The sequence below is a fragment of the Pseudoalteromonas byunsanensis genome, assembly GCF_001854475.1.
Taxonomy (GTDB): domain Bacteria; phylum Pseudomonadota; class Gammaproteobacteria; order Enterobacterales; family Alteromonadaceae; genus Pseudoalteromonas; species Pseudoalteromonas byunsanensis.
In genome coordinates, this window is record NZ_MNAN01000027.1 from 183,304 (window position 1) to 209,611 (window position 26,308).

Here is a 26,308-nt window from a genome sequence, read left to right on the forward strand (position 1 = left end):
GTGAAAATACACCATTATGTCCAAGCTCCACCATATTGGGCAAAGTGTTGAAAAAAGTAAGTTAGAACACAGCAGGTCCGCACTAGAACACCCCCATCCCCCTTAACATGAGACATTAAAAGAAAGTAATACAAAACCTTATAGCGCACTTTTAATGCCCTAAAAACAACACATGGGCGTTTAATCAATACCCCACTTTATACCCCTAAAATAATGAAGCTTTAGCAAATTTCAGACACAAAAAAACCCTAACATCAAAATGTTAGGGTTTTCCTAAAGCGTTTAGTGCTTAGGAGGTGATGTTTATCACATCATGCCGCCCATAAAGAGCTTAAGCTTTTGTTTCTATTAAACTATTAACATGGGCAAAAGTGGCGATACCCCACTTTATACCCCTAGAGTGAAATAAAGGCTAAATTTATTTATTTTTCAATTCATTACCTAGATTAAAAGTCTAAACAGTCAAACTAAAGCCCAAAAAAACACACAAAAGAAACATTTAAAAAACAAAAACGTAAAACTTGTTGCATATCATTTTTACTGTTGGCATATTTTCAAGGCCCACGAGCATTGTCGTGGGTTCATAATTTAAATATTAAGGATCGATAGAATGAAGAAAAATATAATTTTACTTGCTCTTACTTTGGCTTCTACTTCAGCCTTCACAAGCGAGGAGACTTTCAGCATCAATGATGTAACACTTCTTGAGTTGGGTAAGCCATTACCTCTAAAATCAGAGGGTGGTATAGAGGCATTTGTCGCATCAGGCGCTTGGACAGATGTAGTAACCAACCCAACAATTAGAAGTGCGGGTCAAGTTTACCGCGGACCTATTATGTCTCCATCTGCGAATACCCCTTCAACATCAAAAGTTACTAACATCACATGGCAATGGAATATCTTTAATTATAATTCAAGTCTTATTACCTATTTGTGTGAAACAGCACAAGGCAGATGTATTGATGTAAGTGGCAACTTTGGTGCTGGAGCAAACCTAGAAGGGGCCAATGTCTCAGCCTCAACATCTTGGCAATTCTTATTCTACATGCCTGGAAGTGGGACATTAAGCCCAACCATGTATGGACAAAATGGTTCTGTAGCAGTCACGTATCAATAAGCTTGTGTTGTATGTGCAGTCTATTTAGAAGTTAAACTGCACATTTATTAATCCAGCTACGCATAAACATTAACGTAATTTGGCGTTGCTGCAACCAACTTCTCATAATTGTCAGGATGAGCAAGCCCTTTGCTTCCCCAATTAGTCCCCATCTTGAATAACTCTGATTGTTGATCGCGCAACGCGACAATCTCTTGTAGAATTTCCTTTGAAGACTTTCCAGCTTGCTCACCTTCATTAATAATTGCGAGCTCCTGTGTGTGATATTGCTGTGCCTCTACATCAAAGTGATCAATCGCCCTGCCAATACGGCCATGCATTTCGTCTTGATTCGCTGCATTTACAATATCGCTCATTCTAAACATGGCTACTGGAGGCCCATATTTTTTAATTGCATCAATAGATCCTGCCAACTGTTCCTCGCTGGCTGAATTTATATATTTGACGTAACTGTCTCTGTTATCGACTTCAGGTGCAGAGCCACTATTGTGTACTTGCGAATTTGCCGCTCTTTCAGCCGAATCAACTGTTGTGTTGCTTGCTCTATTTACATAGTTGGTTGCTGTATAATTATTTACATACATAAAAATTCCCTCTTACATTGCTGTAGACTTAGCAGATCTTTCAATCTGTTTGCCGTTTTAGGCAATCTTTTGCCACTTGAATATGTAACGCTGCTAATAATGAGTGCCAAAGCCATGCCGCACTCAAGTTATTAGCAATTTACGAACCAAATATTTACAAATATATATAAATTTTCTACTAGCCTTTATGAGGCAAAAAATGAAAGTACATTACAAGGCAGTCACTCTCTTTTCCGCTCCAAAAACAACACATGGGCGTTAAATCGATACCCCACTTTATACCCCTAAAATGATGACGCTTTAGCAAATTTCAGACACAAAAAAAACCCTAACATCAGCATGTTAGGGTTTTTCTAAAAAGCGATTTGGACCGATTTTTTACTACATCATGCCGCCCATACCACCCATTCCGCCCATGCCGCCCATATCTGGTGCAGCTGGCTCGTCTTTAGGTAGTTCAGCAACCATTGCTTCAGTGGTGATCATAAGACCTGCGACTGACGCTGCGTACTGAAGTGCAGAACGCGTTACTTTAGTTGGGTCAAGAATACCCATTTCAATCATGTCGTTGTATTCGCCGTTTGCTGCGTTGTAACCATAGTTACCTTCACCCGCTTTAACGTTGTTTACAACTACCGATGCTTCGTCGCCAGCATTTGAAACGATTTGACGAAGAGGTGCTTCCATGGCACGAAGTGCCACTTTAATACCGTGGTTTTGGTCTTCGTTGTCACCTAGTAGGTCAACAAGCTTGTTCGCCACACGTACTAGTGCAACACCACCACCTGGTACTACGCCTTCTTCAACCGCAGCGCGAGTTGCGTGTAGTGCATCTTCTACGCGGTCTTTTTTCTCTTTCATTTCAACTTCAGTTGCTGCGCCAACTTTGATTACTGCAACACCACCAGCAAGTTTTGCCATGCGCTCTTGTAGTTTCTCTTTATCGTAGTCTGACGTTGCTTCTTCGATTTGTGCTTTAATTTGTGCAACGCGGCCATCAATGCCTTCTTGCTCGCCAGCACCATCGATGATGGTTGTATCGTCTTTAGTGATAACAACGCGCTTAGCTGTACCAAGGTCTTCAACAGTGGCTTTTTCAAGCTCTAGACCAATCTCTTCAGAGATAACCGTACCACCAGTTAGAATAGCGATGTCTTGTAGCATTGCTTTACGACGGTCGCCAAAGCCTGGGGCTTTAACCGCTGCAACTTTCACGATGCCACGCATGTTGTTTACAACCAAGGTTGCTAGCGCTTCACCTTCTAGGTCTTCAGCAATGATAAGTAGTGGCTTGCTCGTTTTAGCTACCGCTTCTAGAGTAGGTAATAACTCACGAATGTTAGAGATTTTCTTATCAACTAGTAGGATGTGTGGGTTATCTAGTTCAACCGCACCTTTTTCAGCGTTGTTGATGAAATAAGGTGATAGGTAACCACGGTCAAACTGCATACCTTCAACAACGTCTAGTTCGTTTTCTAGCGACTGACCTTCTTCAACAGTAATTACGCCAGACTCACGGCCTACTTTTTCCATTGCATTAGCAATGATTTCACCGATTTCTAAATCAGAGTTAGCAGAGATAGTACCTACTTGTGCAATCGCTTTGGTGTCAGCACATGGTACTGAAAGCGCTTTAAGCTCAGCAACTGCAGCAATTACCGCTTTGTCGATACCACGCTTAAGGTCCATTGGGTTCATACCCGCAGCAACCGCTTTTAAACCTTCGTTTACGATAGATTGTGCAAGTACTGTAGCGGTGGTTGTGCCGTCACCCGCTGCATCATTTGCTTTTGACGCAACTTCTTTAACCATTTGTGCGCCCATGTTCTCGAACTTGTCTTCAAGTTCGATTTCTTTCGCTACAGATACACCGTCTTTGGTGATCACAGGTGCGCCGAATGATTTGTCTAATACAACGTTACGACCTTTAGGGCCAAGCGTAACACGTACTGCGTTTGCTAAAATGTTTACACCCGCTAGCATCTTAGTGCGAGCATCATTTGCAAATAAAACTTCTTTTGCTGCCATTGTTAAAATTCCTATTTAGATTTGGTTAATTTGAAAAGTGAAAAGTAGGGTTAGCCTACAATGCCTAAAATGTTATCTTCACGCATGATCAGGTACTCTTGACCTTCGATCTTTTCAGTTTTTTCAACATAAGAGCCAAATAGCACGGTATCGCCTGCTTTTACTTCTAGCGCTCTTACTTCACCATTGTCTAATACGCGGCCATTACCTACAGCGATAACTTCACCACGAGTTGACTTCTCTGCCGCAGAGCCAGTTAATACAATACCGCCAGCAGATTTTGTTTCTTCTTCAAGACGCTTGATGATTACGCGATCATGTAAAGGACGAATGTTCATTTGTTATGTTCTCCTAACAGTTTCTGAACAACTACAGAAAAATTCTTTAAAACTAAGTTGCCATCATTTATGGGGATGCGGCCCATAAAACCCAAGTCAAAAAATAAAAAATTTTTTAATCTTTTCGTTCGTACTCACCCTCAATGGTGTTAGAGGGGCGGTTGTTTGACTGCTGTTCTTTGTGCTCAAAAGGCTCAGCCTGCTCATGCTCTGTGTAGGCATTTTGCGAGTGCTGCATGGTAGTGTGCATTTTTACCGTCATCTTTTTCATTAATGCTTTAGCGAGTATTGAACGAATAGCCGGGGTTAATAGCATAAAACCGAGGACATCAGTCATTATCCCCGGTGTCATCAATAATACTCCAGCAATGATCACACACAACCCCGTAAACAGTTCACTGGCAGGCATCTGACCACGCGCCATTTGCCCCTGCACATCACTATACGCACTCAAACCTTGTTGTTTTACCAACTTTGCACCTAAAATTGCGGTTAAGATCACCAAGGCAATGGTCGCAAACCCCCCGATAACGTCACTGACTTGAATAAGCAGCGCTATTTCAATGATCGGCACCACAACAAACAGTACAAATAAAATCCGAAACATACTTTCTCCTAATTTAATGAAACTTAAATATGGGTGACTCGGTCTCATTTCAAGCACAAACGACTCCACATTGTTAAGTTAGATAATTTTGCTTTCATCTATAGACACTTGGGATAGATGATAGTTTGAGCTACTATGGCGAAAGTTCATATATTTGTTGAAGGAATAGAGCATGGCTCCCCATTACAAACTGGTTTTGACCACCTGTGAAAACCAAGATGTCGCTCGCCAACTTGCCAAACAGCTGATCACCCAGAAACTAGCTGCCTGTGTGAATATTTTGCCTGCCGTCGAGTCGGTATATATGTGGCAAAACGAGGTTGTGCAACAAACCGAAACTAAATTATTTATAAAAACCAAATCAGAAAAAATAAATAAGATGATACAAACCATCAAAGAGTTACACAGTTATGAAGTGCCTGAAATTCAGGTCGTCGATGTAACCGCTGGTAACCTTGCTTATTTTCACTGGTTGGATGAGGTATTAAATTAATGCGCGCGCTGTTATTTGTTTTCTCGCTTATGTGGCTGTTACCAGCACAGGCCAACAATGATGTTCTAAATAGCTTGTTAGCCCCAAAGCAAGATACCTTTTTGCCTGTCAATGAAGCTTTTAAATTCGACTTTGATCAACAGGGCAATATTTTATTCACTGGTTGGGATATTGCGCCAGGCTATTACTTATATAAAAAGAAGCTGGAGATCATTGCCAAAAATGCTGATATCGACGTGGGAGAGTATGCCGACGGCGTAGAAATCGAAGATGAGTTTTTTGGTAGGACTGAAGTATACTTTGATTCATTCTCAGTGGTATCAAAACTTAGCAATATTAGCGATGATGCGGTGGTTAAAATCCGCTACCAAGGCTGCGCTGAAGCAGGGTTGTGTTACCCTCCAGAAGTGATCACCATACCTCTTTCGCCACTGGCGATGGTGCAAGGTAGTGGTAAATCCACTGCTAATACTCAAGCCACGAAAGCCGCAGTAATTAGTGAACCAACGTCTTCAGATGAAGAGCTTTCCTTTACGGAGCGCCTAGCTAATCAAAGCTTAATGGCTAACTTAGCTATCTTCTTTATGGTTGGTGTTGGTCTGGCATTTACACCGTGCGTCTTTCCTATGTTCCCTATTTTGTCTAGCCTCATTGCAGGACAAAAAGGGCTATCAACCAAGCGAGCATTTTCGCTGTCATTTGTTTATGTACAAGGTATGGCTGTCACTTACGCATTGCTTGGCCTTGTGGTAGCAGCGTTAGGCGGACAAGTGCAAGGTTACATTCAGCACCCTGCGGTACTCATTAGCTTCAGTTTATTGTTTGTATTACTGGCTATGGCAATGTTTGGCTGGTATGAAATTAAGTTGCCCAACAGTGTAATGAGTCGACTCACCGCTATCAGTAATCAGCAAAAAGGGGGTAACTATCTGGGCGTATTCTCTATGGGAGTGCTTTCAGGTTTAATTGCTTCACCATGTACCACCGCACCGCTTTCAGCTGCATTACTTTACGTTGCCCAAAGCGGCGATTATTTTATCGGTGGTATAACGCTATATGCTCTGAGTTTAGGCATGGGTTTACCGCTGTTATTACTGGGCACATCAGGTGGTAAATTACTCCCTAAAGCGGGCGCATGGATGGAACAGGTAAAAACTCTGTTTGGCTTCATTATGCTCGTGGTTCCGTTGATACTGCTCGAGCGCATAGTTGATTTTGACATTATCCTTTGGCTTGCCAGTGGTTTAATGCTTGCAACCGCGCTTTATTTACATCATTGGCAAAGCCAGCAAAACACTGGGCTACTAAAAACCTTACTGTGGGGTATTGCCTCACTACTATTAGTCAGTGCTTTAATGGTAAGCAAACACCTGATCTGGCCGAGCAAAACAATTAATGTGGCACAAACGACACAGGGTGAGAAAAAGTTTCAATTAGTAGCTGATCTAGACGCTTTACGAGAGGCCATTGAACAGGCCAACGACAATGGTCAAATCGCCATTGTCGACTTGTACGCTGACTGGTGCGTCGCTTGTAAAGAGTTCGAGAAATACACCTTTTTTGAGCCAGAAGTTCAACAACAATTCAAACACTTTGCATTATTGAAGTTAGACTTGACACAAAATAACGATAAAAGCATTGAAATTATGAAAGAGTTCAACGTATTTGGATTGCCCACTATGTTGTTCTTTGATTCTCAAGGTAATGAGCTGCCAGATCTTCGAGTAACAGGCTTTTTGGGCCCTGAACCGTTTGCAAAGCACTTGGAAAAGGTGCGTGTTGCCGTACAGTAGCCTTCCAGTTCCCACTCGCTGGTCACGTATGACCAGCGACCTCCCTTCTGATTAGACCAGTATTTTGCTGCTATTTACCGCGAAATATCTATAATACACAGCTAAAGTGAGAAAAAGTTGCTATTTTAGTCTGAACAGCTTAAGTTATTTATTAACTTATACAAAAAATCACGTTAATTTCAATTTAAGGGGTTTTCACGGATTATGACTGCAAAGTTGAAGATTTTAGTCTTAAATGGGCCAAACCTTAATATGCTTGGTCACCGTGAGCCACAGACTTATGGCACGCTCACACTTGATGAGCTAATGACCAGAGTAGACGAACACGCTCAGCAACTAGGCGTAACACTCTCTCATTTGCAAAGTAACAGTGAAGCTGAACTTATCAGCACCATACACGATGCATGGCAAAAAATTGATGCCATTATCATCAATCCCGCGGCATTCACACACACAAGTGTGGCGCTGCGAGACGCTTTATTAAGCGTCAATATACCTTTTTATGAAGTGCATATCAGTAATGTGTATGCACGAGAGCCGTTTCGCCATAAGTCGTTTTTTTCCGACGTGGCCGAAGGGGTGATATGTGGATTAGGCGCAATTGGCTATCAGGCGGCTTTAACAGCAGCAGTAAGCAAATTGCACAACAAAAATAACGCAAATTAACTAACAGGCGGGTCATTATGGATATTCGCAAGATCAAGAAACTTATCGAATTAGTAGAAGAATCAGGTATTGCTGAATTAGAAATCACTGAAGGTGAAGAGTCAGTACGTATTAACCGTTACAGCAATGCACCAGTTATGGCACAGCCACAACAGTATGCTCCAGCTCCTGCCGCAGCGCCAGCTCCTGCAGCGGCTCCTGCTGAAGCTGCACCAGCAGCTCCAGCTGCACCGACAGGTCATCAAGTGCTATCACCAATGGTTGGTACTTTCTACGCGGCAGCTTCTCCTGAAGCACCTGCATATGTAGAAGTAGGTTCAAAAGTAAAAGTAGGCGATACACTATGTATCGTTGAAGCTATGAAAATGATGAACCAAATTGAAGCTGATAAAGCGGGTGTGGTTAAAGCAATTCTTGTTGAAAACGGTGAGCCTGTAGAATTCGACCAGCCACTATTCATTATCGAATAATCACGCAATAAGAAGGCAAACGCTATGTTAGATAAAGTAGTCATTGCGAACCGAGGTGAAATAGCACTTCGCGTATTGCGTGCCTGCAAGGAGCTTGGGATCAAAACGGTGGCTGTGCATTCAACCGCTGACCGCGATCTTAAGCACGTGCTTCTTGCGGATGAAACCATTTGTATCGGTAAACCGGCTGCATCTGAGAGCTATCTGGATATTCCACGCATTATTGCAGCAGCAGAAGTTACTGATGCGGTAGCAATTCACCCAGGTTACGGATTCTTATCAGAAAATGCTGATTTTGCTGACCAAGTTGAGCAAAGTGGCTTTGTATTCATTGGCCCTCGCGGTGATACAATACGTTTGATGGGTGACAAAGTATCAGCCATTGAAGCAATGCGTAAAGCAGGTGTACCTTGTGTACCCGGTTCAGACGGTCCATTGACCGACGACAAAGAGCGCAATGCACAAATCGCCAAGCGCATCGGCTATCCGGTGATCATCAAAGCCGCAGGTGGCGGTGGTGGCCGTGGTATGCGTGTTGTCAGAAGCGACGCTGATTTGCATAACTCTATTGCATTAACACAACAAGAAGCAAAGCAGTTCTTCGGCAACGGCATGGTTTACATGGAGAAATTCCTTGAAAACCCTCGCCACATCGAAGTACAGGTACTTGCTGATGGCCAAGGTAATGCGATTCATTTAGGTGAGCGCGACTGTTCAATGCAGCGCCGTCACCAAAAAGTCGTTGAAGAGGCTCCAGCACCGGGTATTACCGCTGAAATGCGTAAATTCATTGGTGATCGTTGTACTCGTGCGTGTATCGAAATCGGCTACCGTGGCGCTGGTACTTTTGAGTTCCTATACGAAAATGGCGAGTTCTACTTCATTGAAATGAACACCCGTATTCAGGTTGAACACCCAGTTACCGAAATGGTGACAGGCGTGGATTTGATCAAAGAGCAGCTTAAAATTGCCGCAGGCCAGCCGTTATCTATCACACAAGAAGACGTTGTGATCCGAGGCCATGCTATCGAATGTCGTATCAATGCTGAAGACCCAGAAACATTTATTCCATCACCAGGTAAGATCACACGCTTCCATCCTGCTGGCGGTTTAGGTATTCGTTGGGATAGCCATATTTACGCTGACTACACCGTACCGCCTTATTACGACTCAATGATTGGCAAGCTTATCACTTATGGTGAAAATCGCGATGTGGCTATTGCTCGTGCGCGTAATGCACTCAATGAGTTGGTAATTGACGGTATTAAAACCAATACACCGCTACATAAGAAGATCTTAGCGGATGAAAACTTCCAAAGTGGTGGGACAAACATCCACTACCTAGAGAAGAAATTAGGTTTATAAGTATTTATAATTTTAAAAGCCGACAAATGTCGGCTTTTTCTTTTGTATTTAATCCAGAGACAACCTAAATTGCTCTAAATTTAATCATTTGATTTATCAATAGTTAAATTTATGGCTTTTGCTAGTGACAAGGCTTTTAAAAGTTTTTATACTGCAACCCGCTTACCAACATTGGTAAGTCTGTTTACCTGCACTTCCTAGCAGGCACAATAATGGCCCCTTAGCTCAGTTGGTTAGAGCACACGACTCATAATCGTTAGGTCCCCAGTTCAAGTCTGGGAGGGGCCACCATTTTTCCTAAAGTAATTCTCAACTACTCAAAATAATTACAAGCCTTTTCACTTCATTATTTTTTGCGATTTGATGGGTGTCACATGAGTGTCAAAAACAAAAACACCGCGTTATACGCGGCGTAAAATATTCAGAGTTTATTGAGTAATACTAAGCCACGCAAATCCCATATCTTGGCAGAATAATATCCACAACATTTAGGCGGTGTTGTTTTGCGGCGTCATGGAACAGCTTCCAATTTGATGTTAAAAATGCTGCTGTAAAAGTATATTCATCTTCATCTTCGTCATCCAAAATGGTGCCAAGTGCCTCATGCTTCCAAGAACCTTCACCCTTGGCGATGTAGGATAACTGATAGGCCCCCAATGAAAATCTATCGCTGGCAATTGCTTCTAACCATAAGGCAAGTCGATGCTGGCCGTCATCCATATTAAATTCAGCAAAACACTGAGCTATCTGTTGTTTAAGCGCTGCATTCAAGCCGGTTGGCTGCTGTTGAAGGTAAACCTGATAGACTTTGCATAACTCATCAGCTGCTTCTAAAAAGTCGACCGGATTGTTACGCTCTACAACCTCTCCTAACCCATTGGTATAGCTCCAATGTTGATGCGGCAAGTCTGGGTTAGATAATGCTTGACCGTGCCCCAAGCTTGGAATGTCATCTTGGATCATCCCCATAAAATAGTCAGTGACTCTTTTTCTCCAATGCTTATCAATTTGACCATTGTGGTCTTTAATATTCTCTACCTTGTTAATGCTGTGCTGTATGCCCGCGAACCCTTTATGCCCCCACGTATCAATAAATACATGTGAGGTGATCCCCAGCAAATGCAAAGCATAAGGCTTGTGTTTATTGGCAATACACTCATTCACCATATCACGGGCAACATAGGAGTTAGGCTTACATACTAACTTGTGAATAAAGCTACCTGATGGGTTACTCTTTGCCGGTAACCCACTATTACCTGGTAAAAAATGAAATGGTATCCATACTTGTTGATTCTCTAAACTTTGAATATTGCGATAATCCAACATTTTATGAGCAGTGGTAATTCGTTGATAAGCCGCGCCATTGCTAAACTTGATACACCCCTCATTAGTTGCATCATCAACATATTGTGACGCATGGGCAATGATTTGTGCCTGTTCATTACTAAATCCTGCGGCACGGGCTACCACCCAAGTCATGCCAAGGTGAAGATCTATCTGCATAATGATCCTTTTAAATACGCTGGATATAACTTCATGATTATATCACCACAAGCAACAATAACTGTATCTCAGAAAGAGTATTATCCATTAAGTTTGATTATTCCAACAGGTCACTTTTTGTAGTAGATCAATATCTTTAGTGCTCAAACAGCTATGTTTTTATATTTTGAACTAGACTTAGTTATCCTGTGTTCAACTTAATCAACTTCATGCATCTCTTTACACAAATTAGAGTTATGCTCGCCGTCCAATACCTATGAGTAAAGAACTATGAAAGCGTTATACTCTATCAACCTTAAGCTATGGCTGAGTATTTTAGCAGCACTTACTTTTTTGGTATTTGCCATTGTTATCACCTTTCATACCTATTACACGCAATTGGACACACTTATTAGCAGTAGCCGTGCTTCGTTAGCTCAGGAACTACCTCTTTTTACACGTAAGCTTGAGCAGGCGCTTTCGGTCAACAACACTGAGAATGCCTCGTTTGCACTTAACACAAAGAAGAGTAGGGTCAATTACCAGCATGTTCTAATACTTGGACCCAATGGTCATATAATCTCAGCACCTGAGCGGCATCAAGAAACACAGCACTTTCGTAACTTTGATCTGCCGATCGATGCCCAACTATTGCAAAAAGCATACTCTCAGAACACGGAAATAATTGAATTCAATGAATCAAAACTTATTTTTGAAGCATACTTTCCTCTACAGTTACAACATCATAGTGACACGCAAGCTGCCATACTCTTTGCGACTTATCACATTGCTCCTGAAGTACAAAGCGTCCTAGAAATTGGCCTAAATAAGAGCCTAATTGTGGCCCTACAGCTACTGAGCTTGATCTGCTTTACAGCCTTGTTCGTGTACATTTTTATCACCAAGCCAATCAACCAACTGATTTTTGTTGGACATAAACTGCGTTCACTTGATTTTAATCACAGAGCAAAAATTAACGGCGGCGGTGAGCTGAAGCTACTCGCAGATAATCTCAATGACATGGCAGACAGTTTGCAGGAAAAAATTGCCGCACAGAAAGCTGCTGAGCAATACGCTTTGTCAAAACACAACTTGCTTGAAAGTATTTTTTCGGCATTACCTGATTTATTTATCGTTATTGACTCACAGGCAAGAGTCGTTGAATTTAACAACACTCATCACATTGATATATTTACTGAGAAAGCGCCGCAGATAGGCGGTGACATCACCGCGTTATTGCCTATTGCGATTGCCAAACGTTTTAAAAGTGCTATCAAAGAAACCAGAAAGTTCAAAAAGCTTACTTATCTCGAGTATCCCTATACCCAAAGAGATCAAGCAAAGTTTATGGAAGTGCGTATGTCGGTTATGCCCCTCAGTAATAACATCGTCATCGTATTTAGAGACATAACCCATCGAAAGCGCCAGGAAGAGCTGATTTTTCACCATGCATTTTACGATACCCTCACCAACCTACCCAATCGCTTTTTAGTCATGGAGCGACTAACTCAGGAAATAAAAACAGCTACCAGAAATAAAACTACCATTGCTGTGATCTTTATTGATCTGGATGACTTTAAAAAAGTTAATGACTCTTTAGGGCACGAGGTCGGCGATAAACTTCTCATCGCTTCAGCACAACGATTACAAGAAAACCTGCGTGACGAAGATACCGTTGCCCGCCTTGGAGGTGATGAGTTCGTCATTTTAATCAGTAATTTACAAAGCAGCGATGATGTTATTCCCATTGCTACTAACTTGGTTAGACGATTTCGCATTCCTTTGAATATCGACAAAAGAGAATTCAGCATTTCATTGAGTTTAGGTGTTGCTGTCTATCCACAAGATGGTTGTACGCCCAGTGCATTACTGCGTAAGGCTGACTCTGCTATGTACCACTCAAAACAACAAGGTAGAAATACTTACTCGTTTTTTACTGAGAAAATGAGTCAGGATTTATCTAGACGTTTGTTGTTAGAAGAGCATATGCGACACGCCCTTGAACAAGGAGAATTCGAGGTCTATTACCAGCCACAATTTATGATTGATAGCAACGAGCTGATTGGCGCTGAGGCATTGCTTCGCTGGCACAACAAAACGCTAGGCACCGTTTCACCGAGCGAATTCATCCCTTTAGCCGAAAGCAACGGCGAAATCGTCGCCATTGGGAAATACGTGCTTCAATCTGCTATCGCACAGATTAAAACGTGGCAGTCAGCATATGATCGACCATTGAAAGTTGCGGTTAATTTATCTCCACGACAATTTAAAGATCGCACTTTAATTGCAGATATTCGTAAGTACATTCAGCAATCACAAATCCCCACCTCTTTGCTTGAGCTTGAAATCACCGAAGGTGTGCTCTTATCAGCAGATGAAGAGCTCAAAGACTCTCTGAATGACCTACACCAACTAGGGTTAGTCATTTCAATGGATGACTTTGGCACAGGATATTCGTCTCTCAACTACCTACGCCAATATCCTTTTGACATATTGAAAATCGACCAGAGCTTTATTGCGGACCTATCCACCAGCCAAGCCGCCGATGACTTAGTAAATTCTATTATTACAATGTCCCATAGCCTAGGAATAAGAGTCGTCGCTGAAGGTATAGAAACTCTTTCCCAGCTAAAAATTTTACAGAGCTATCAATGTGATATCGGGCAAGGCTTTTTACTCGGAGAGCCAATGACTAGCGAAGATTTTGAACATTCGATTGGCATCAAAAGTGTGAAGTATACCCAAAGCTAAGGTATTATTTCTTAATCAGCAAACCGCACTTTTTCATGATAACTTACTCTGTTTATAAGACTATTAAAAAGAATATGTTAGTATTGCGGTGCAAGGGTAAGGATTAAGATGATGAATGTAGAGTTACTGATCAGCAAAGCTAAACAAGTGTGTGATAATCGCGGGGCCAGATTTACCCCTATCCGTGAGAAAGTATTTCGTCTACTCGCCAGTAAACAAGGCGGTGTCGGTGCATATGACCTGCTAGAAGAGCTCAAAGTAACAGAAGCCGCAGCTAAGCCTGCAACTATTTATCGCGCTTTAGACTTTCTTTCTGAATTAGGATTCATCCACAAGATTGAAAGTACAAACTCATTCATGCTTTGTCATCATTTTGACCATATTCACCCTGTACAGCTGCTGATCTGTGACCAGTGCGGTAATGTTGAAGAACTGCACTCAAGTGCTATTTCTCATGAGCTGAATAACCTTGCTGCCGAAAAAGGCTTTGTTGTGAGCGCTCAAACAATTGAAGCGCACGGTAAATGCGAAAAGTGTAAAGAGTAAGTGCATCTGCTCCAAAACCACACTACACTCAAATACTATCTCTAAAACAATATGTAATTAAAGGAAGTCATATGAAGGTAGAGTTTATAAACCCCTTTTTATCGTCTTTAATCAATGTATTGGCGACTATGGCGCAAACGGAGCTAACGCCAGGAAAGCCAAAAATCAAAAAAGATGAAATTGCTCAGGGTGATATCTCTGGACTCATCGGAATGGTTGGGCCACAAACTAAAGGCTCTTTTTCTATTACGTTTGACGAGAGCTTAGCCTTAACCATTATGGAAAGAATGCTAGGTGAGCGCCCGGATGCCATAAACGAAGAAGTGACCGATATGGTTGGCGAAATCACCAATATGGTAACAGGTGGGGCTAAAAACCTGTTAGGTGAAAAGGGCTACGAATTCGAGATGGCCACGCCAATAGTTGTGTCAGGTAAAAATCACACCATTACACATAAGTGTGAAGGTGCAAAAATTATTATGCCTTTTACATCACCAGATGGTGATGCAAATATAGAAGTCAGCTTTGACACGTTATAGTGTGTGAAGGCAGCAAAACTAAGAGCGTACTTCACCCTGCAAGGTAACAACAAGGGTTCTGCTTGATGCATGATCCCTGTGCTCGCATAAATAAATCCCCTGCCACATCCCCAATGCCAAGTGTCCATTAGACACAGGTACACTCTGGCTGCATCCAATTAAAGTAGATTTGATATGTGCAGGCATATCATCAGGCCCTTCATAAGTGTGTATGTAATATGGCGCATCTTCAGGTGCAAGCACATTAAAATGGCTTTCCAAATCCTGCCTGACAGAGGGGTCTGCATTCTCGTTAATTGCTAGTGAGGCCGATGTATGTTGAATAAATATATGTAGCAAACCAATGCGCAGTTGTTTTAACTCAGGAAGCTGTTGTTCGATTTCATCACTAATGAGGTGAAATCCTCTTTTTCTCGCTCTGAGTACAATTTTTTTCTGTAACCACATAGAAACATTCCTGCGTTGTAGTTATTTACTGTGTTGAAAATATAGATGTCACGGCTGGTTTTTATTTACGTATTCGTAGCTCACTCGCGGGGTCACATTACATAGCAACTCATAAGGTATGGTATCGGCATATGTAGCAACTTCTTCTACAGGTAAATTAGGGCCCCACATTTCGACCTCATCTCCTACCACAATACCTGCCTGATTATCACCAATATCTACCGTTATCATATCCATAGATACGCTACCCACAATACCAAAGCGTTGATTGCGGATCATCACTGGCGTACCATTTTTCGCGTGACGCGGATATCCATCGCCATACCCCATTGCAACGATAGCAAGTTGTGTTGCACGCTTGCTCTGCCAGCGCCCTCCATAACCTACAGGTTCATTGGCAGGTAAACTGCGAATGGCAATTACGCGAGTAGTTAGGCGCATTACAGCCCGTAAACCATGATCAGTACCTTTCTGATCTTGCATTGGTGAAACACCATAGAGCATAAGACCTGGACGCACCCAGTCATGATGACTTTGCGGCCAACCTATGATTCCTGCAGAATTTGCCAAGCACAGCGACTCTTCCTTATTGCCTACCAACCGGGCAAACTTATTGAGCTGCACTTTAGTTTTACTATTTTCGAGATCATCTGCACATGAGAAGTGAGTCATCAAATTGACCTGAGGTTTCACATTTTCAGAGCTTTTCAAGCGGCTGTAAAACATATCCAATTGTTCAGGCTCAATACCCAGTCGATGCATCCCTGTATCAACTTTTAACCATGTTGCAATCGGCGCATCTAACTTTGCGCTCTCTAACGCATTGAGTTGATACTCGTTGTGAATCACCGTTTGAAAGTTGTTCGCTAAAAGGATGGGTATATCACTGGCATTAAAGAACCCTTCAAGTAACACTATTGGCTTCGTTAAACCGCCCGCTCTAAGCGCTAATGCTTCGTCGATTCGGGCGACAGCGAAGGCATCAGCATCTTGTAAATTTTGGGCAATAGTCACTAAACCATGACCGTATGCATTTGCTTTTAGCACGGCCATAATTTTAGCATTCGGTGCCAACGATTTAATACGCTGTAAATTATGCGTCAATGCAGATAAGTTAATCTCCGCCGCCGCTAGCTTCATGTGCGACTCTCCTAGTAATCGTCGTCGACCGCAGGACCTGCGTAGTTGTCAAAGCGCGAGTATTGACCTTGGAAGGTTAACCTAACCTTACCAATTGGACCATTACGCTGTTTACCTATAATGATCTCTGCAACACCTTTATCGGGGCTATCTTCGTTATAAACTTCATCGCGGTAGATGAACATGATTAAGTCGGCATCCTGCTCAATAGAGCCTGATTCACGTAAGTCTGAGTTTACTGGACGCTTATCAGCTCGCTGCTCTAGTGTTCGGTTAAGCTGAGAAAGTGCGATAACTGGGCACTGTAATTCTTTTGCCAACGCCTTCAAAGAGCGAGAAATTTCGGCAATTTCTAAGGTTCGGTTGTCTGACATGCTTGGTACACGCATAAGCTGCAAATAGTCCACCATGATCATACTGATACCACCATGATCACGTGCAATACGCCTAGCTCTAGAGCGAACATCCGTTGGTGTCAAACCTGATGCATCATCGATATACATCTTGCCCTTTTCCATCAACAACCCCATGGTTGAAGAGAGTCTAGCCCAATCGTCGTCATCCAACTGCCCCGTACGTACCTTTGTTTGGTTAATACGACCAAGAGACGCAAGCATCCTCATCATGATCTGTTCTGAGGGCATCTCTAATGAGTAAATAAGTACCGGCTTGTCTTGGGTCATAGCCGCATGTTCTGCAAGGTTCATTGCAAATGTGGTCTTACCCATTGATGGACGAGCAGCAACAATGATCAGATCCGATGGTTGCAGACCAGCAGTCATTTTATCTAAATCGGCATAGCCTGAACTTACTCCTGTCACACCATCTTGAGGTGACTGGTATAGCTCTTCAATCTTATCTACTGTTCTTTCTAATATATTGTGAAGATTTTGTGGACCTTCCGTACTTTTTGTACGTTGTTCAGCAATTTTAAATACTTTACTCTCAGCCAAATCAAGTAAATCGTGGCTATCTCTACCTTCTGGATTAAATCCAGCTTCAGCTATTTCATTAGCAACAGTTATCATTTCACGGATAACTGCACGCTCCCGCACGATATTAGCGTAAGCATCAATGTTAGCGGCACTTGGAGTATTTTTTGCAATTTCAGCAAGATACGCAAAGCCACCTACATTTGCGAGCTGATTGTTTTTCTCCAAATTTTCAGAGATGGTGATCAAATCAATGGGGTTGCCTGTTTCTACCAACTTTTCCATCGCTTCAAAAATCAGCTTATGTGTACGCGTATAAAAGTCCTGCGCAACAACAAGTTCAGCAACTCTGTCAAACGCTTGATTATCTAACATAAGACCACCGAGAACGGATTGCTCGGCTTCAATTGAATGGGGTGGAACTTTTAGCGTATCAACTTGATGATCTGGTTTTGCCATAGCACTACACAATTTGGAATTCAGAGGACTATTTTATCCGCTCATGAGATAAGTGCAATGTTATATCCAAAACCATGGGTAATTAAAGGACGCACCATCAAAAAGGGGTTGATGGTGCGAGGGAGATTAGTTCTTTTTCAGTTCGATGTGCCCACTCACCGTATCGATCTCTACATCGGCATTACCACCGTTAAGCACAAACTCTAACTCTCGTGAGGGACCATATTTTGCCTTTTTCATTTTATGATCACTCAACTCATTGATAACCTTGCCACCTGCATGCATATCAATGTCAAACCGTGCTGAAACATCCGCTGGAAAGTAGAATCGAGCATCACCACTAACCGAATCCAAGCTGATATTAGCGTTATCTTTTAACTTATTGATACGTACATTTATTTCACCATTTACAGTGTTCACACGTAAATCAGTCAGCTCATCTATACGCAAATCGACTTCACCATTAACATTTTCCAGTCGCACATCCTGAGCTTTTGTGTCGCTCTCAATATCGCCATTTACAGCATCAAACTTCAACTTACCATCCGAACCTCTGTCATTAATGTTACCATTAACCGTTTCATAGTGGATATGACCGTTCAGCTGTGATGCATCAATGTTACCATTTATGGTCTGTAAAGAAATTTTTCCTTTTAAGTCAGAAACTTGTATATCACCTTTAACAGTTTTAATACTCGTACCTGCATATAGCTGACTGGCATTTACATCAACACTTACACCTTCAAGATTTAACTCACTGTTTTTAGGCATATGAATTGTCAGCTTTGAGCCATCGTGGCTATTTTTCCAACCTCTGTACTGATTCGGCATTTGTACAATAAACTCGGTCACAGAACCCTTAGTTTCTAACTTGTAACCTTTTGCTTTTTCGTCCAAGGTACCCGTAACCTTAAAGCTGTCTTCATCCCAAGTTTTTACAATAATGCTACCACGTTGATTCTCAATAAATACCTTACCTTGCTTTGGTAACGATATCTGCTCGTCAATGCTTTGCCCTGCAAAGACCGCCAGTGGCAGTAGTGCTAATCCAGCTATTAATGCTCTCATATTCATCTCCTAAATTTGTTGCCAACGAGGTTCATGTACCTTGTTTATTAAATCCAATTGCTGTTGATAAACTTGTGCCAACATTTGTAACAGCGCCGCATTCTCAGGATCGCTCTGTAACGCAGCCTTGATAGCTTGTTCCGCGCTTTCCAGTTCAGCCAACTGGGCCTGCCAATCTGAAGTCAGTGCAGGCTGAGCCTCATACTGCACCAGCAAGCTCTGTTTTTGTTGTTCAAAGAACGCACTCATGTTTGTCATCGTATTTTGTTGTGGTTGATTCAGCACTACCTGCCATGCCATTAAACCGGCTAACAGACAGGCGGCTATTCCTGTGAGTTTTGGCCAATAGCTGCTTTGCTTATCTTCTAAAGGTGCTGAAGCAATTGCGTTCTCAATTCCTTTCCAAAGATCTCGCCTAGGCGCGATGTCTTTTGTTTGTTCGAGCGACTCTTTTAAAAATTGCTCAAAGTCTGGTTTATTCATTGTCGTACCACTCCTGCAATAACTGACGAGCACGATGATATTGCGATTTACTTGATCCCACCGCCATGCCTAGCATATTGGCAATTTCCTCATGGCGATAACCTTCTACCGCATGTAGTACAAAGACTAAACGAGCTCTCTCTGGTAAGCGTACAACCAGTTTGTCTAGACCATTAAGCCCGTGACACATATCGACCGATTGCTCATTCATACCGCTGCCTTCAATACTTACAACCTTTTGCAACCAGTTTTTATGCTTACGTAGGTAACTTATTGCAATGTTGCTTGTCACACTGTGAAGCCAAGTTGAAAACTGAGACTGCCCCTTGAACTGAGCAATTTTATGCCATAGTTGCACAAATACCTCTTGGGTCACATCTTCTGCATACTCCGGTGAAGCAAGTAACCTTAGGCACAGGCCATATACTCTCTTTTCATGCTTTCTATACAGTTGCTCAAAAGCCTGTTGATCACCCTGTTGTACTTTGCGCACCAACTCGTCAATAGGCGTTTGCTCTGTATTGGACAATGCCTGGTTGGCATCTATTAACATTTTTTACTTTCCCTTTTTCTTGGTCGAGCTAGCTTGATATAAATAGTGTTTGCTTTCAAGTTGCTAAGTAAGACGTCTTGAAAACAAGAAAAGGTTTAAATTAGTAGAGCATTTTTTAAAAAAAATAAAAAAGCCCGCAATAACGCGGGCTTTTTATCATCAATAAAGTTATTCGCTGCTATTTGGTAACCTGTAATACCAGCGCTCAAAAGTTAGTGTTGGCTTGGTTTGAATACTTCCATCTTCATTACCCACACCTAAGTCTATAGTCTTTAACGCTTCGTCAAAGTGGTAATCCCCGCTGCCGGAGCCATAGATAAAAGCACCTATGATGCTCCCGTAAAGAGAACCACTACCAGTCACAGATACTGTTGATAAAGGTGCATAAACCTTTGCGTACATATCGCTATTGCCACCTAATGAAACACCTTCACCAGACTGAGACGAGTAAATATTAAATGCAGCATGACCACTCGTAGTTAGTCCATGCTGTTCAACATAGACATTACCACTACCACCTAAATCTATGTTACCTGTTACAAAAATGCTCAGGCTACTACCAGCCTTAATGGTCATTCCCGATCCCCCTTGAATAGAGAAATCACCATCAATGAGAAAGATAACATCACCACCTTGAATCGTCACAGAACCATTACTGCCCACTGTAAATCCTGTCATGCCATACACATATTCAAGATCACTATCACTTTGAGCAACACCTTCAGATTGCTGTTTCAAGGTATCAAATATATAAATATCTTTTTGCAAAGCGGATATCGCACTCAGGTCATCATTGCCACTATTGCCGTTGCCATTTCCGTTGCCATTTCCGTTGTTATTGCTGTTGCCATTTACAGTTTCGTAATAAGCCCAAGTCGGAGCAAATGTATAGTGCTGGTTGGCTCTTACCTCATAGTATGGATAACTATCACTGTCACCAATAACGTCATCCATATTCTGAGTCAGCGCTAACGGATCGCATTGAGGTGAATCAGGCGCATGGATCTCTATCGGCGTCAATTGAGGGTTAACGTTAAAACGACTGTTCGAGTAATGAATCCCATTTTGGCTAAATCCACTTTCATTTTTAGGAAAAGTGCCTGTACCACCATATTGAATATCAAAATCATCATTACCAAGATTCGCAATTGAGGCACCTGATTTCATGGTAGCACTACCATTGGCGCGCACGTAACCCGTGATTTCTCCACCTTGATGTAAAATGTCTCCAAGTGTCTGTGCATTGCCGTCAACACGCACACCACCACCTGAAGAGATTGTGATCCCAGTATTGGATTTAATATTGCCATAAACAGGTGACGAGCCCATTAAATTGATAGCGCCGGACGCGTTAACATCACCTTTAATTATTGAGTGCCCACTCAATACAACATCGGCATTACTGCTTGATGTATTGATCACTGCATTACTACTTTTGGTTTGCTCGTAACTACCAACGGACGAGTCATAACTGTCGATTAATGAGCTACCTTTTAGACTAACCCCAGTACAGCCCGCCATAAAACTGTCGTTTACAGATGCAGAGTTACCCGGTGTAAATTTGTAATGGGCCGTTAATTTATCGTTTGAATCTCCACTATAACGCTCACCCGAACTTGTGATCACTACAATATCTGGCTCATCTCCTGCGGATGCAAAAGCGTCAAACTTGAGATCATCACCCGCACTACCGCCCCCAGAATATGAACATTGTGACATCACTAACTGGTCGCGAGTTAACGACGGATCCTCGATTAATTTGTCTTTTAGACATTTCGCAACAATATAAATACCTTTTTCAGATAAAAATCTGGCATTCATACTTTTTTGAAAGTTGCCTGATAAACGTTCTTGAACGAGTGTCTCTCTCATCGCACCAAACACAACAACAGCAGCCATCGTGCTTAATAGCAAAACCTTTATCAGTGTAAAGCCATTTTGCTTTTTCATATTTACCTCATAATTACCCTGGTAGTAGCTAGGCTAATCACAATGCCTGTAGCAAATTGCGCTGGTACATCTTGTGGCGTAACGTTAATATTAATTAACCGTCCGCTTTGACTACTACTAAATCCAAGCGCCTGTACACCTTTTAAAAGGTTTAAGACCCCAATACTATTTCCACCATCTTCCAGATTTAATATCTCGCAGGTTAAGTATCCATTACTTAGAGTATAGACCTCTTGATAACTAAATGTAGGAACCGAACCATGACAAGAAGGGCTGTACGAGTCTTGTTCGATGGTAATTATCGTTCCATTTTCTGTAATGGTAGGAATAACAGATGTTTGCTTTACACTTCTAGACATAATGTAATTTATATAACGTACGACTTCCTGTGCATGAGACAGTTGCTGTGAAGTAATCACTGTGCCCTTTATTGCGGTATATGACATCCCAATCCCCGCTAATAAAAAGCTTCCAATGGCCAAAGCAACCATCAACTCAACCAATGAATAACCGCTACATGCGTCTCTATTTATTCGCATGTTTCATCCAAACTCATAAATGTGGCATTCAGCACCACTTGGTTTTCCCCATCAACATCAGGATCCATACGTTCATCCACCCAGTTCACCTGAATATTCATTTCATTTGCATAAGCCTGTGGCACAATTACTTCGAATGATCCGCGTATACTTGCTGGCGCTAACAACCACTCTCTAAAGGCTTCGTCTTGGAACAACGATGGGTTTTTATGTTGAATATCACACAACCGAGACCAAATTTTTTCCATCGCGTTCTGACCTATCACCAACCCAACTGTATAGTCAAAACTATTGGTTGCATACTGCAAAGTTCGAAGTTGTGCAGCAGCTAATCCTAACAGGGCGATACTGGCTATCAGCATCGACACCATCACTTCTACTAAAGAAAAGCCTTTCGTTAAACGCAATTTTTACCTGCCTCACCAATCCAACTTTGCCCGCTTTGCAGCACGCACAAACGGTAATCTGTAGTATCGGCATCGTTGTCAGTAATCAAGATGTTTAATGCCTGGTCTATTTCTCCCGTTGACGTGATAACTCTGTTTGCATATTCAACTTCTATAGAATCATCCTCAACCGAAAACTCATGTACCGTTACCCATTGACCATCAATCAGTGATTTCAGTAGCCATTTAGACGGGTCCGCAACCAATTGCAATGTTTTAGATTGTTTTACAGCCTCACTACGTGAATACTTGTAAAAAGCACTCAAATAGTTGGCATTACTAACTATTCTGTCCTGTTTAATTTGCCTAACAAAGGAAGGCATTGCGAGCGAAACCACCATAGTTAAAATCAAAAGCGTTATGAGCAGCTCCGCCAAAGAAAAGCCTCGAACATACTTGCTACCAGCAATCATCACCTTGCGCCCCTTGCGTACCAATGTGATTCAGAGTCAACTCACCACAAGGATCTGAGTGTTGTGCTGTCCCTGTTTTTGGTGTTGCTGTGAGTAAATATGAACGACTTGTGTAATTTGCTCCACCTGCAGGCTTATTTAAGTGTTCATATTTAAGTGTATACATATCTAATGTAGGTAAAGCCGTAAATTCATCGCTATCTGGGTAACCACCATTGCGTGAATATGTACGTTCTAATATGATCGCCACTTGTAACATTTCTTGCTGTACTTGCGTGCGTCGGCCCTCTTGCAAAGACTCTAAGTATGAGGGGTACGCCACTGAGCCGAGTATTGCAACGATTGCAGCAGCTACTAACAACTCTGTTAATGAAAACCCTTTACTAACCATATACACCTCAGAAACCTTAAATTTACCCAATACAAGGACAGCGCTGTCAATTTGTTCGTCTAAATTATAGCAACTATTGCTACAGTACTTAATTCTTACTTTTTGTTTCTATAAGTTAACACTGCACGGTGCGAGTTGGAAGTTCCATGCAATAGTATTTGTATAAAAACCATGCGAACCATTAAGTTTCAAGCAATCTCATGACTAGTAATAACAGTAAGTTATGCAGTTATTCAAAAGCGCTCTTTGGCTTTTATCTGAAAATTAGAGTTGTTTTTGTATATTTCAGGAGTGATAAATAAAAAACCGCGCACGGACGTGCACGGTTTTACTTAATTCTAAAAATTAAGCTTCAGCAATAACGATTACTTTGATAGTAGCAGTTACGTCTGAGTGTACTGCGATTGCTACGTCAAATTCACCAGTCTCACGGATAGTACCTAGAGGTAGACGAACTTCTGACTTAGCAACTTCAACACCAACAGCTGAAATAGCTTCAGCGATGTCGCGAGTACCGATAGAACCGAATAGCTTACCTTCGTCACCAGCTTTAGATACTAAAGTAACTTCAGCTAATGCTTCTAGCTTATCAGCGCGTGCTTGTGCAGCAACAAGCTCTTCAGCGATTTTCGCTTCTAAATCAGCACGACGTGCTTCGAAAGTTTCAATGTTTGCTTTTGTCGCAGGAACTGCTTTACCTTTAGGGAATAAGAAGTTACGTGCGAAGCCAGATTTAACTACAACCTGGTCACCTAGGCCGCCTAGGTTAGCGATCTTGTCTAGTAGAATAACTTGCATGTCTCTACACCTTTTAAAAACTGTTAATCCGCTGCTTACTTGTGTAAGTCAGTGTATGGAAGAAGGGCTAAGTAGCGAGCACGCTTGATAGCAGTTGCTAGCTGGCGCTGGTATTTAGCGCTAGTACCTGTGATACGGCTAGGTACAATTTTGCCACTTTCTGTTACATAGTTTCTAAGAGTAGCTAGATCTTTGTAATCGATTTGTTGTACGCCTTCCGCTTTAAAACGGCAGAACTTACGACGTCTGAAATAACGTGCCATGAGTAATTTCCTCAATTAATTCTTTCAATATGTTGTGCATGTAATACCAGTTGACTCAAACCATTACGGTTCTCGTGTCGGTTTAAAAAACCGCTGACTTGTATTGCTTGCCCAACGTATAAATGCTGAGTTTGAGACTGGAACTTATGCCCACTGGCTACCACTTGAATGCGAACGTAACTATTACGGTTTAGGTCTGCTTCAATTTGCGTAGATTTATGCTCAAGCACAAAAATACAATGTGGAATGCCGGCTGGGCTTTGATTAAATTTGGGTGTTTTACAAATCACGCCCGAAAGCACGTATTGATTTGTATACAGGTCAGCCTGTTCTTGCACCGCAAACCCTCAATGTCCAGAGTCAATAACGATTAAGCAGTAGCTGCTTCTCTTTTCTCTTCTCTTACAAGAGGAGATGCTTCAGTTACAGCAGTTTTAGTACGCATAACTAGGTTACGTAGTACTGCATCGTTGTAGCGGAAAGAAGTCTCAAGCTCGTTGATTACTTCAGTTGGTGCTTCAACGTTCATAAGAACATAATGTGCTTTGTGAAGCTTTTCAATTGGGTATGCCAATTGACGACGGCCCCAATCTTCTAAACGGTGAATAGTACCGCCAGCTTCAGTGATAGAACCAGTATAACGCTCGATCATACCAGGTACTTGCTCACTTTGATCTGGGTGAACCATGAATACGATTTCGTAATGACGCATGGATATTCCTTACGGTTAATATAGCCTTTTCCCGTTTCGGCCAGTCGGGTGAAGGCAAGGAACTAAATTTGATAGCCGAAAGAGCGCGTATTTTACGTAGAGTTGGATTATTAAGCAATTAAAATTTGCTATGTAACGAAGAAATTTAAAAAGTGATTGATGGAAAAGAGATTTAATAAGACATTTCAAAAAGAGAGATTGGAGCGGCACACGAGGTTCGAACTCGTGACCTCGACCTTGGCAAGGTCGCGCTCTACCAGCTGAGCTAGTGCCGCTTCGTAGTTGCTCTGTTAACAGTTGAGCTTACTGGGAAAAGTTGGAGCGGCACACGAGGTTCGAACTCGTGACCTCGACCTTGGCAAGGTCGCGCTCTACCAGCTGAGCTAGTGCCGCTTCATAGTTGCTCATATTTTCTGACCGCTGGAGCGCAACCTTGGGTCGCGTCTAACAATCTAGCAGCTGAGCTAGTGCTGCTTCATAGTTGCTCATATTTTCTGACCGCTGGAGCGCAACCTTGGGTCGCGTCTAACAATCTAGCAGCTGAGCTAGTGCCGCTTCGTAGTTGCTCATATTTCTGATCGCTGGAGCGCAACCTTGGGTCGCGTCTAACAATCTAGCAGCTGAGCTAGTGCCGCTTCGTAGTTGCTCATATTTTCTGACCGCTGGAGCGCAACCTTGGGTCGCGTCTAACAATCTAGCAGCTGAGCTAGTGCCGCTTCACAGATGCTCTGTTAACAACTGAGCTAAGTATCACTAGGTAATACTGAAAGATTGGAGCGGCACACGAGGTTCGAACTCGTGACCTCGACCTTGGCAAGGTCGCGCTCTACCAGCTGAGCTAGTGCCGCGCTCTATTCTTTCATTGCTTTCACACTAAAAACCCCGCAAGGCTTCTCGTCTTAAGCGGGGCAGGATTCTACAACATAAAAAATGCT

The 26,308-nt window shown here is 42.2% G+C and carries 29 protein-coding genes and 4 tRNA genes; 10 read left to right on the forward strand and 23 right to left on the reverse strand.

Annotation, left to right across the window (positions count from 1 at the left end; translation table 11 throughout):
- The first annotated feature begins 610 nt into the window (after positions 1-610).
- Positions 611-1,117: a flagellar protein FlhE gene (locus tag BIW53_RS06800; protein WP_070991115.1), complete on the forward strand. Its 507-nt coding sequence runs from the start codon at positions 611-613 to the stop codon at positions 1,115-1,117.
- 56 nt (positions 1,118-1,173) lie between these two features.
- Here the strand turns inward: BIW53_RS06800 and BIW53_RS06805 are convergent, their stop codons facing one another.
- From BIW53_RS06805 to BIW53_RS06820, 4 genes are all read right to left on the reverse strand, one after another.
- Positions 1,174-1,701, reverse strand: coding sequence for a hypothetical protein (locus BIW53_RS06805; RefSeq protein WP_070991116.1), 528 nt, complete (start codon positions 1,699-1,701; stop codon positions 1,174-1,176).
- Between the two features lie 381 nt (positions 1,702-2,082).
- Positions 2,083-3,729 (reverse strand): chaperonin GroEL, encoded by a 1,647-nt coding sequence (gene groL, locus BIW53_RS06810; protein ID WP_070991117.1) that lies wholly within the window; start codon positions 3,727-3,729, stop codon positions 2,083-2,085.
- Between the two features lie 50 nt (positions 3,730-3,779).
- Positions 3,780-4,067: a co-chaperone GroES gene (locus BIW53_RS06815; RefSeq protein ID WP_070986334.1), complete on the reverse strand. Its 288-nt coding sequence runs from the start codon at positions 4,065-4,067 to the stop codon at positions 3,780-3,782.
- Positions 4,068-4,182: 115 nt separating this feature from the next.
- Positions 4,183-4,674 (reverse strand): FxsA family protein, encoded by a 492-nt coding sequence (locus tag BIW53_RS06820; protein ID WP_070991118.1) that lies wholly within the window; start codon positions 4,672-4,674, stop codon positions 4,183-4,185.
- Between the two features lie 172 nt (positions 4,675-4,846).
- Between BIW53_RS06820 and cutA the strand changes: the two genes are divergently transcribed.
- The 6 genes from cutA (at position 4,847) to BIW53_RS06850 (ending at position 9,752) form a co-directional block, all read left to right on the forward strand.
- Positions 4,847-5,167: a divalent-cation tolerance protein CutA gene (cutA, locus tag BIW53_RS06825; protein WP_070991119.1), complete on the forward strand. Its 321-nt coding sequence runs from the start codon at positions 4,847-4,849 to the stop codon at positions 5,165-5,167.
- Positions 5,167-6,960, forward strand: a complete 1,794-nt coding sequence (locus BIW53_RS06830) for a protein-disulfide reductase DsbD (protein ID WP_070991120.1) — start codon at positions 5,167-5,169, stop codon at positions 6,958-6,960. The genes cutA and BIW53_RS06830 overlap by 1 nt, the downstream gene beginning before the upstream one ends.
- 204 nt (positions 6,961-7,164) lie before the next feature.
- A complete protein-coding gene (gene aroQ, locus BIW53_RS06835) occupies positions 7,165-7,626 on the forward strand; it encodes a type II 3-dehydroquinate dehydratase (RefSeq protein WP_070991121.1) in 462 nt (153 codons plus the stop codon).
- A 17-nt stretch (positions 7,627-7,643) separates the two neighbouring features.
- The gene (gene accB, locus BIW53_RS06840) at positions 7,644-8,096 is read left to right on the forward strand and encodes an acetyl-CoA carboxylase biotin carboxyl carrier protein (protein WP_070991122.1); all 453 of its coding nucleotides are present in this window, start codon (positions 7,644-7,646) and stop codon (positions 8,094-8,096) included.
- A gap of 24 nt (positions 8,097-8,120) precedes the next feature.
- On the forward strand, positions 8,121-9,461 hold the full coding sequence (gene accC, locus BIW53_RS06845; RefSeq protein ID WP_070991123.1) for an acetyl-CoA carboxylase biotin carboxylase subunit: 1,341 nt from the start codon (positions 8,121-8,123) through the stop codon (positions 9,459-9,461).
- Between the two features lie 214 nt (positions 9,462-9,675).
- Positions 9,676-9,752 (forward strand) — tRNA-Ile (locus BIW53_RS06850).
- 150 nt (positions 9,753-9,902) lie between these two features.
- Here the strand turns inward: BIW53_RS06850 and BIW53_RS06855 are convergent.
- On the reverse strand, positions 9,903-10,964 hold the full coding sequence (locus BIW53_RS06855; protein ID WP_070991124.1) for a DUF6765 family protein: 1,062 nt from the start codon (positions 10,962-10,964) through the stop codon (positions 9,903-9,905).
- 270 nt (positions 10,965-11,234) lie between these two features.
- On the opposite strand from BIW53_RS06855, the gene BIW53_RS06860 reads away from it, so the two are divergent.
- The 3 genes from BIW53_RS06860 (at position 11,235) to BIW53_RS06870 (ending at position 14,779) form a co-directional block, all read left to right on the forward strand.
- On the forward strand, positions 11,235-13,694 hold the full coding sequence (locus BIW53_RS06860) for an EAL domain-containing protein (RefSeq protein WP_070991125.1): 2,460 nt from the start codon (positions 11,235-11,237) through the stop codon (positions 13,692-13,694).
- Between the two features lie 111 nt (positions 13,695-13,805).
- Complete coding sequence (zur, locus tag BIW53_RS06865; RefSeq protein ID WP_070991126.1) at positions 13,806-14,240, forward strand: zinc uptake transcriptional repressor Zur; 435 nt, start codon at positions 13,806-13,808, stop codon at positions 14,238-14,240.
- 71 nt (positions 14,241-14,311) lie between these two features.
- Positions 14,312-14,779, forward strand: a complete 468-nt coding sequence (locus BIW53_RS06870) for a chemotaxis protein CheX (RefSeq protein ID WP_070991127.1) — start codon at positions 14,312-14,314, stop codon at positions 14,777-14,779.
- Between the two features lie 18 nt (positions 14,780-14,797).
- On the opposite strand, the gene BIW53_RS06875 is transcribed toward BIW53_RS06870, so the two are convergent.
- The 18 genes from BIW53_RS06875 to BIW53_RS06960 all read right to left on the reverse strand — a co-directional run bounded on the left by BIW53_RS06875 (position 14,798) and on the right by BIW53_RS06960 (position 26,221).
- Positions 14,798-15,226: a secondary thiamine-phosphate synthase enzyme YjbQ gene (locus tag BIW53_RS06875; RefSeq protein ID WP_070991128.1), complete on the reverse strand. Its 429-nt coding sequence runs from the start codon at positions 15,224-15,226 to the stop codon at positions 14,798-14,800.
- 48 nt (positions 15,227-15,274) lie between these two features.
- Positions 15,275-16,366, reverse strand: a complete 1,092-nt coding sequence (gene alr / locus BIW53_RS06880) for an alanine racemase (RefSeq protein ID WP_070991129.1) — start codon at positions 16,364-16,366, stop codon at positions 15,275-15,277.
- An 11-nt stretch (positions 16,367-16,377) separates the two neighbouring features.
- The gene (gene dnaB, locus BIW53_RS06885; protein ID WP_070991130.1) at positions 16,378-17,757 is read right to left on the reverse strand and encodes a replicative DNA helicase; all 1,380 of its coding nucleotides are present in this window, start codon (positions 17,755-17,757) and stop codon (positions 16,378-16,380) included.
- 126 nt (positions 17,758-17,883) lie between these two features.
- Complete coding sequence (locus BIW53_RS06890; RefSeq protein WP_070991131.1) at positions 17,884-18,825, reverse strand: DUF4097 family beta strand repeat-containing protein; 942 nt, start codon at positions 18,823-18,825, stop codon at positions 17,884-17,886.
- Between the two features lie 9 nt (positions 18,826-18,834).
- Positions 18,835-19,308, reverse strand: a complete 474-nt coding sequence (locus BIW53_RS06895; protein ID WP_070991132.1) for a hypothetical protein — start codon at positions 19,306-19,308, stop codon at positions 18,835-18,837.
- On the reverse strand, positions 19,301-19,861 hold the full coding sequence (locus tag BIW53_RS06900; protein ID WP_070991133.1) for an RNA polymerase sigma factor: 561 nt from the start codon (positions 19,859-19,861) through the stop codon (positions 19,301-19,303). The genes BIW53_RS06895 and BIW53_RS06900 overlap by 8 nt, the downstream gene beginning before the upstream one ends.
- Positions 19,862-20,029: 168 nt before the next feature.
- Entirely contained in the window at positions 20,030-21,811 is a 1,782-nt protein-coding gene (locus BIW53_RS06905) for a DUF7305 domain-containing protein (protein WP_070991134.1), read from the reverse strand.
- 2 nt (positions 21,812-21,813) lie between these two features.
- Positions 21,814-22,350, reverse strand: a complete 537-nt coding sequence (locus BIW53_RS06910; RefSeq protein WP_070991135.1) for a PilW family protein — start codon at positions 22,348-22,350, stop codon at positions 21,814-21,816.
- Positions 22,341-22,757 carry a type IV pilus modification PilV family protein gene (locus BIW53_RS06915; RefSeq protein WP_070991136.1) on the reverse strand — a complete coding sequence of 139 codons (417 nt, stop codon included), beginning with the start codon at positions 22,755-22,757 and terminating at the stop codon, positions 22,341-22,343. The genes BIW53_RS06910 and BIW53_RS06915 overlap by 10 nt, the downstream gene beginning before the upstream one ends.
- Positions 22,748-23,209 carry a pilus assembly FimT family protein gene (locus BIW53_RS06920; RefSeq protein WP_070991137.1) on the reverse strand — a complete coding sequence of 154 codons (462 nt, stop codon included), beginning with the start codon at positions 23,207-23,209 and terminating at the stop codon, positions 22,748-22,750. Before BIW53_RS06920 ends, BIW53_RS06915 begins: the two co-directional genes overlap by 10 nt.
- Positions 23,196-23,600: a type IV pilin protein gene (locus BIW53_RS06925; protein ID WP_070991138.1), complete on the reverse strand. Its 405-nt coding sequence runs from the start codon at positions 23,598-23,600 to the stop codon at positions 23,196-23,198. The genes BIW53_RS06920 and BIW53_RS06925 overlap by 14 nt, the downstream gene beginning before the upstream one ends.
- Positions 23,601-23,945: 345 nt before the next feature.
- On the reverse strand, positions 23,946-24,398 hold the full coding sequence (gene rplI, locus BIW53_RS06930) for a 50S ribosomal protein L9 (protein ID WP_070991139.1): 453 nt from the start codon (positions 24,396-24,398) through the stop codon (positions 23,946-23,948).
- Between the two features lie 35 nt (positions 24,399-24,433).
- Entirely contained in the window at positions 24,434-24,661 is a 228-nt protein-coding gene (gene rpsR, locus BIW53_RS06935; protein ID WP_002962753.1) for a 30S ribosomal protein S18, read from the reverse strand.
- 11 nt (positions 24,662-24,672) lie between these two features.
- Positions 24,673-24,999 carry a primosomal replication protein N gene (gene priB, locus BIW53_RS06940; protein WP_070991140.1) on the reverse strand — a complete coding sequence of 109 codons (327 nt, stop codon included), beginning with the start codon at positions 24,997-24,999 and terminating at the stop codon, positions 24,673-24,675.
- 32 nt (positions 25,000-25,031) lie between these two features.
- A complete protein-coding gene (rpsF, locus tag BIW53_RS06945) occupies positions 25,032-25,373 on the reverse strand; it encodes a 30S ribosomal protein S6 (protein ID WP_070991141.1) in 342 nt (113 codons plus the stop codon).
- Positions 25,374-25,572: 199 nt separating this feature from the next.
- Positions 25,573-25,648: transfer RNA gene (locus tag BIW53_RS06950), tRNA-Gly, on the reverse strand.
- Between the two features lie 42 nt (positions 25,649-25,690).
- Positions 25,691-25,766, reverse strand: a tRNA-Gly gene (locus BIW53_RS06955).
- A 379-nt stretch (positions 25,767-26,145) separates the two neighbouring features.
- Positions 26,146-26,221 (reverse strand) — tRNA-Gly (locus BIW53_RS06960).
- Between the last annotated feature and the right edge of the window lie 87 nt (positions 26,222-26,308).